General features: G+C 40.3%; 5 protein-coding genes. 1 reads left to right on the top strand and 4 read right to left on the bottom strand.

The window, feature by feature from the left end; translation table 11 throughout:
* On the bottom strand, nucleotides 1–1,184 hold a 1,184-nt coding region (locus tag Q8907_10540), incomplete at its 3' end, for a pyridoxal phosphate-dependent aminotransferase (GenBank protein MDP4274705.1).
* Nucleotides 1,185–1,375: 191 nt separating this feature from the next.
* On the opposite strand from Q8907_10540, the gene Q8907_10535 reads away from it, so the two are divergent.
* Complete coding sequence (locus Q8907_10535; protein ID MDP4274704.1) at nucleotides 1,376–1,900, top strand: hypothetical protein; 525 nt, start codon at nucleotides 1,376–1,378, stop codon at nucleotides 1,898–1,900.
* Nucleotides 1,901–1,968: 68 nt separating this feature from the next.
* On the opposite strand, the gene htpG is transcribed toward Q8907_10535, so the two are convergent.
* From htpG to Q8907_10520, 3 genes are all read right to left on the bottom strand, one after another.
* On the bottom strand, nucleotides 1,969–4,014 hold the full coding sequence (gene htpG, locus Q8907_10530) for a molecular chaperone HtpG (protein ID MDP4274703.1): 2,046 nt from the start codon (nucleotides 4,012–4,014) through the stop codon (nucleotides 1,969–1,971).
* An 89-nt stretch (nucleotides 4,015–4,103) separates the two neighbouring features.
* Nucleotides 4,104–4,940 carry a hypothetical protein gene (locus Q8907_10525; GenBank protein ID MDP4274702.1) on the bottom strand — a complete coding sequence of 279 codons (837 nt, stop codon included), beginning with the start codon at nucleotides 4,938–4,940 and terminating at the stop codon, nucleotides 4,104–4,106.
* Nucleotides 4,933–7,110: aconitate hydratase (locus Q8907_10520; GenBank protein MDP4274701.1), on the bottom strand; the 2,178-nt coding region annotated here is incomplete at its 5' end. The genes Q8907_10525 and Q8907_10520, both read right to left, overlap by 8 nt.

Below are 7,110 nucleotides of genomic sequence, written 5' to 3'. Positions count from 1 at the left end.
TTTTCCAATGAAGCCTTCATTCTTTTCATGGCTTCTGCAAGATTTTCATCTGAAGTGGCATACGAAATGCGGATGCAGTGATCGTCACCGAAGGCAGAACCGGGAACGGTTGCAATATGGCCTTTATTTAGAAGATATAGGCACATGTCACTTGAATTATTAATTGTAGAACTCCCATCCGATTTGCCGAAATATGCCGAGACATCGGGGAAAACATAAAAAGCGCCTTCAGGTTTATTAACTTTCAGTCCTTTGATTTCCCCCAGTTTTCCAAGCACCAAATCCCTGCGGCGTTTAAATGCATCTCTCATCATCAGGGTATAGCTGTTTTCAGAAGTAAGGGCAGCCACAGCTGCTTTCTGGGCTATAGAAGAAGCACCGGTGGTCATCTGGCCCTGCAGCTTACTGCAAGCTTTGGTAATCCATTTAGGAGCGCCAATATAACCTATTCTCCAGCCGGTCATGGCATAACCTTTTGAAACGCCATTGATCACGACCACCCTGTCCCTCAAAAATTCGAACTGGGCAATGCTTTCATGTTTCCCGACATAATTGATATGCTCATAAATCTCATCAGAAAGGATGAATACATCTTTATGTTTATCCAACACATCAGCAAGAGCTTTTAATTCATCATGCGAATAAACCGATCCGGTAGGATTGCAAGGCGAACAGAGAATCAGGGCCTTTGTTTTAGGAGTGATGGCTTTTTCCAGCTGATCAGCGGTCATCTTAAAATCATTCCCGAATGTAGTAGGAACGATGACATTAACGCCTTCGGCCAATTTTACAAGTTCAGAATAACTCACCCAATAAGGAGCAGGGATAATTACTTCATCACCTTTATCAACCAGGCACATCAACACATTGGCGATTGCGTGCTTACCGCCATTGGATACCATAACCTGGTCGGTGGTAAAATCAAGATTATTTTCTTTTTTGAATTTTTGGACAATGGCCTCTAAAAGATCCTTAAAACCATTAGTAGGGGAATAAAATGAAAAATTATCGTCAATAGCCTTTTTAGCTGCCTTTTTGACATGATCCGGAGTAAAAAAATCGGGTTCTCCTACACTCAGGTTTATAATATCTATTCCCTGTGCCTGAAGCTCTTTGCTTTTTTGGTTCATTGCAACCGTTTGCGAACTGGCCAGATTGGCTATTCTCTGTGATACTTTTTCCATCATAAATATTTGTCTTTTTTCAATATATTATTGAATGTTAATGATCTTAAGTTCTTTAGCCACAGATAATCAGATATCTGACTATCTGCAAAATTATGGCATTAAAATTAATACTTTTTGATTACTTTTTCAGAAGATCCATTAAGTTTTATACAGAATTTGTTTAATATTGCCTACAAAAACAAAGAAAAATGGATCAGTTATTAGAGATATTAAAATATACCCTGCCTTCTGTAGTAGTATTTATAACTGCGTATTTTATGTTAAAAATGTTTCTGCAGAATGAAGAAAAAAAGAGGAAACAGGAATTGGTCCTGCAAAACCAAAAACAAATCACCCCTCTTCGACTGCAAGCTTATGAACGTATCATTTTATTCCTGGAGAGGATATCTCCTGAATCCCTCCTGGTAAGAGTTAATAATCCCCATTACACCTGCAGGCAATTGCAAGCAGAAATGCTCAGTACCATCCGGAATGAGTTTGAGCATAATTTTTCCCAACAACTTTATTTTTCATCCGAAACCTGGGAAGTTGTTAGAAATGCAAAAGGGAACATGGTTAAAATCATCAATTTAGCTGCAGAGAAAGTGAAACCCGAATCTCCTGCAATAAACCTTAGCCGTACCATTCTGGAAATGGTAATGGAAGTCGGCAAAGCCCCCACACATATTGCTATTGAAGTAATAAGAAAAGAAATGCAAAAAATATTTTATTAAAAAAAGAGTCTGCAGAATGGTACAGACTCTTTTTCAGCTTACTAAATCCCCAGCTTTAAACTTTAAACTTAAATTAATTCAATACTACGCTTTACAAATTTGGTCAGGTCCTCACCCTTCAGCATATTATTGGAGAGTAAAGCCAAATCTATTAATTGCCTTACCAGCTTATTTTCTTTAGCATAATTATTGAGTACACTTTCCTTCTTATCGGTCAGTTCCTTGATCTTTTTATCCAGGTCTGCAACACGGTCCTTATCATCCTGTGGGATTTCCTCAGGTTTCTTGTCCTTAAAAGTCTTTTCGATATCAGCTTTATTGGACTGGATAGGCTTCATCTTCTCATTAATCTTTGACACTTCAGTGCCAACGGCAGTTTCAGCATCATCCATCACCCTTTTAACCAGAGGGTGTTTGGCATTGACAACCAGGTTGTAGCTGTCAGGCATTTCTCCGTAGAAATTCATTCCTCCAGAAATGGAGGCCATATCTTTCATCCTCCTCATAAATTCGGATTGGGTAATCACCATAGGAGCATCTTTCTCATCCAGGTCTTCAAAACTTACAAAGAAATGTTCTTTATTGGGAAGCTGGCTCTGGAACACAGAACGAAGCCTGCCCTGCTGTTCACCCGAAAGTTCAGTCTGATGGCTTTCCTCCTTTTGGATCAGGTGATCGATCACATCGGAATCAACGCGGATGAAACGTGTATCTTTCATCTTCTGTTCCAACAAATTCAGGTAATGTACATCCAGCTGACCATCCATCAACAGCACATCATATCCCTTGTTTTTAGCAGTTTCCACAAAACTAAACTGTTCTTCCTTGTTGGTTGCATAGAGATAAACCAGATTCTTGTTCTTATCCGTCTGGTTGTCTTTGATTAATTCCTTGTATTCTTCAAAAGTGAAATATTTGCCATCTGTATTCTTAAGAAGAGCAAATTTTTCTGCTCTCTCATAGAATTTCTCGTCTGAAACCATCCCATATTCGATAAACAACTTAAGATCGTCCCATTTTTTCTCGAACTCAGGCCGTTGACTTTTAAATATTTCGCTCAGTCGGTCGGCTACTTTCTTGGTGATATGTGCTGAGATCTTCTTCACATTCGAATCGCTCTGCAGGTAACTGCGCGATACATTCAATGGAATATCGGGCGAGTCGAGCACGCCATGAAGCAACATCAGAAAATCAGGGACAATTCCTTCAACCGAATCGGTGACATACACCTGGTTGCAATACAGCTGTATCCTGTTCTTCTGGATTTCCACGTTGTTTTTGATTTTCGGGAAGTATAATATACCGGTCAGGTTGAAAGGATAATCCACATTCAGGTGAATATAGAACAAAGGCTCATCGTGCACCGGATAAAGTTCGCCATAAAATTTCTTGTAATCTTCATCCGTCAGTTCAGAAGGTTTCTGTGTCCAGGCAGGTTTGGTATTGTTGATGATCCTGTCCTTGCCGGTTTCAACTTCCTTATCGTCTTTCCATTCCTTTTCTTTGCCAAAAGCAATTTCAACAGGCAGGAACTTGCAATATTTACGAAGCAGCTCGTAAATACGGTTTTCATCACAAAATTCCTTGGAATCCTTATCAAAATAAAGCACTATATCCGATCCCCTGCCGGCCTTCTCACAATCTTCGATGGAATAGTCGGGACTGCCATCACAGGTCCATTTAACAGCAGCAGAATCTTCCTTGTAGGATTTGGTATATATTTCAACCCTTTCGGATACCATAAATACAGAATAGAAACCCAGTCCGAAATGGCCAATAATACCGTTTGCTTCATTTTTATATTTCTGAAGAAATTCCTCTGCACCCGAGAAAGCAATCTGATTGATGTATTGATCAATCTCATCGGCTGTCATTCCAATTCCCCTGTCGGAAATTGTCAGGCTTCCGGCTTTGGTATCCAGCGAAACATGAATGGTTAAATCGCCCATTTCGCCTTTAAAATCGCCGGTTGATGCCAGGGTTTTCAGCTTCAGGGTGGCATCTACAGCATTTGAAATTACCTCACGAAGAAATATCTCATGATCGGAATACAAAAACTGTTTAATAATAGGAAATATGTTCTCAGTAGTAACACCAATTTTTCCTTTTTGCATAATATAATGGTTTTGGAGTTAAACATTTAAATTTGGAGATTTTTTTCAAAGTGTATGCCAAAAGAATTTATCTGACAAATAGTCATAAATCATTTTGCATTACGCACAGGAATGTCAGGAACAAGACTCCACCTGCCTTTCTTAAATTTCAATCCATCATAGGAAAAATCAGGGCCGTAATATTCATAATTCCCGGTATATTTTGATTCAGCCGGCGAGAGATGATCAAAGGTAATCATTTTCAAATCATTATCAAAATGCAGGGTCATAATAGCCCTGGCAGAAAACTCAAAGATTATCCTGTCTTTTAATTGATTGTTTACCTGAAAAATGGCTGCACCAAAATGAGGGAAATCTGATTTGTCGAAATACAGGACATCAACAATCTTTTTGCTTGTAAATAGATTATTATAATCAAGGGCCAACAAAGTATAATACCGGTCCGACTTATATTTTACCGGAATAATTTCGTAATATAAAGATCCAAACCAACGGTTGTTTGTCAATGGGGCATATTCAGGATTAGTAATTTCTGCTGATTTATCAATCAATGGATAAATCAGGTATTTCTTTTGTCTGGAAGAAAAATATTGAATAAATCCGAAATATTTATAGGTATTATCTGAAAATGGGATATTCCAGGTATAAAGCCTGACCTGATTATCCGACGAAGTAAGCTTACCCATGGTTTTCAAAGAATCAAAAGGCCAGGAAAAAGAACCTGACTTCAACAAAGTCTGGTTCATTAACTTCAAAATATTCCCATTGATGCTGTCTTTTCCTTCGTCAGTAGCAGCCTGGTGGAGTTTTAAAAACAATCCCTGTAAAACATGTTCATTGCCGCTTACCTCAGGATTAGTTTCCTGTGCGGTAAGCCTGAATGAACAAAACAGAATGAGGATTAAAAAGCAAAAGGATTTATACATTTCTTTTTTTAATAAGATTCAGTGCAGAACCTGCCTTAAACCACTCAATCTGATGGGCATTGTAGGTATGATTGGCCACAATGGCATCTGACGCACCATCAGCATGGTGAAAGGTTAAGGTAAGCTGGGTTCCTTCTGCAAAGGTAGTCAATCCTGATACATCGATGGTATCGTCTTCCAATATTTTATCATAATCGGCTTTATTGGCAAATGTAAGTGCCAGCATGCCCTGTTTTTTCAAATTCGTTTCATGAATCCTGGCAAATGACTTAGCAAGCACCACCTTTACCCCAAGATTTCTGGGTTCCATGGCAGCATGTTCGCGGGAAGAACCTTCGCCATAGTTTTCGTCGCCAACGACAATGGAAAAGGACAGGTCTTTTTTATAAGCCCGGGCACAATCAGGAACAGCAGTATAATTCCCGTCAAGCTGATTTTTAACGCTATTGGTCTTTCCGTTAAAAGCATTCACTGCGCCAATCAGCATATTGTTCGAGATATTGTCAAGATGGCCACGGTACTTAAGCCAGGGACCCGCCATGGAGATATGATCCGTTGTACATTTCCCCTTAGCTTTAATTAAAAGATGAAGGCCTTTCAAATCCTTTCCATCCCAAGCAGAAAACGGGGTAAGTATTTGCAGGCGTTCAGATTCAGGATTTATCTTCACCTCTATATCACTTCCATCTTCAGCCGGAGCCTGATAGCCACTGATTTCACGTTCAAAACCTTTATAGGGAAGCTCACTGCCTGAAGGAGGATCAAGTTTTACTTTCTCGCCCTTTTCATTAATCAAAGAATCGGTAAGGGGATTAAAGTTTAAGTTGCCGGCAAATGCAAGTGCAGTAACCAGTTCGGGCGTACTTACAAATGCGTAGGTATTAGGGTTACCGTCATTACGTTTGGCAAAATTCCGGTTAAAAGTAGTAATGATGGAATTTTTCTCCTGCTTTTCAGCTCCTTCCCTGTCCCACTGTCCAATGCAGGGCCCACAGGCATTAGCCACAATTTTTGCTCCTGCTTCCCGGAACAAATCAAAATACCCGTCACGTTCAACGGTCAAACGTACCTGTTCTGAACCGGGAGTGATGATATATCCGGATTTTAATTTCAGGCCTTTAGCCAGGGCCTGTTTAACGATAGAAGCCGCACGGCTCAAATCCTCATAAGACGAATTTGTGCAGGAACCTATCAAAGCCACGTCCAGCTTTGCGGGGTAATCATTTTCCCTGACGGCTTTGGCAAATTCGGATATGCTGTATGCCTTATCGGGAGTAAACGGCCCGTTGATATGAGGCTCTAGGGTTGAAAGGTCAATTTCCATCACTTGATCGAAATATTTTTCGGCTGAAGCATAAAATTCAGGATCAGCTTTCAGGCAGTCTGCAATTTCATCGGCAGCATCAGCCACATCGGCACGATTGGTCTTACGAAGGTAGTCCGACATCTTCTGATCATACCCGAATACAGAAGTTGTTGCCCCGACTTCAGCACCCATGTTACAAATGGTAGCTTTACCGGTGCAGGAAATTGTTTCGGCACCAGGGCCAAAATATTCAATGATACAACCGGTTCCTCCTTTTACCGTAAGTAAACCGGCCACTTTCAAAATAACATCTTTGGGAGATGCCCATCCGTTAAGTTTACCGGTTAATTTAACACCAATAAGTTTGGGGAATTTAAGCTCCCAAGGCATTCCAACCATTACATCTACAGCATCAGCACCTCCAACCCCTATGGCCAACATTCCAAGGCCGCCGGCATTTACGGTATGCGAATCCGTTCCAATCATCATTCCACCGGGGAAGGCATAATTTTCCAATAAAACCTGATGAATAATACCTGCTCCCGGTTTCCAGAAACCTATTCCATATTTATTGGTCACAGACGACAGGAAATCATAAACCTCTTTATTGATTTCCAAGGCATTTTTTAAATCTTCGGCTGCACCGTTTTTGGCTTTTATTAAATGATCGCAGTGAACAGTAGCAGGTACGGCAGTTCTTTTTCTTCCGGCCTGCATAAACTGCAGCAATGCCATCTGCGCTGTTGCATCCTGCATAGCAACACGATCGGGATTAAAGTTGACATAGTCTCCACCTCTGGTAAAAATATGGCTGTGGCTTTCCTTAGACAAATGAGCATAAAGTATTTTTTCTGTCAGACTCAT

The organism is Bacteroidota bacterium, assembly GCA_030706565.1.
Taxonomy (GTDB): domain Bacteria; phylum Bacteroidota; class Bacteroidia; order Bacteroidales; family JAUZOH01; genus JAUZOH01.
The sequence above is the reverse complement of the archived record's forward strand: the minus strand, read 5'-3'. Positions and strand labels throughout refer to the sequence as shown.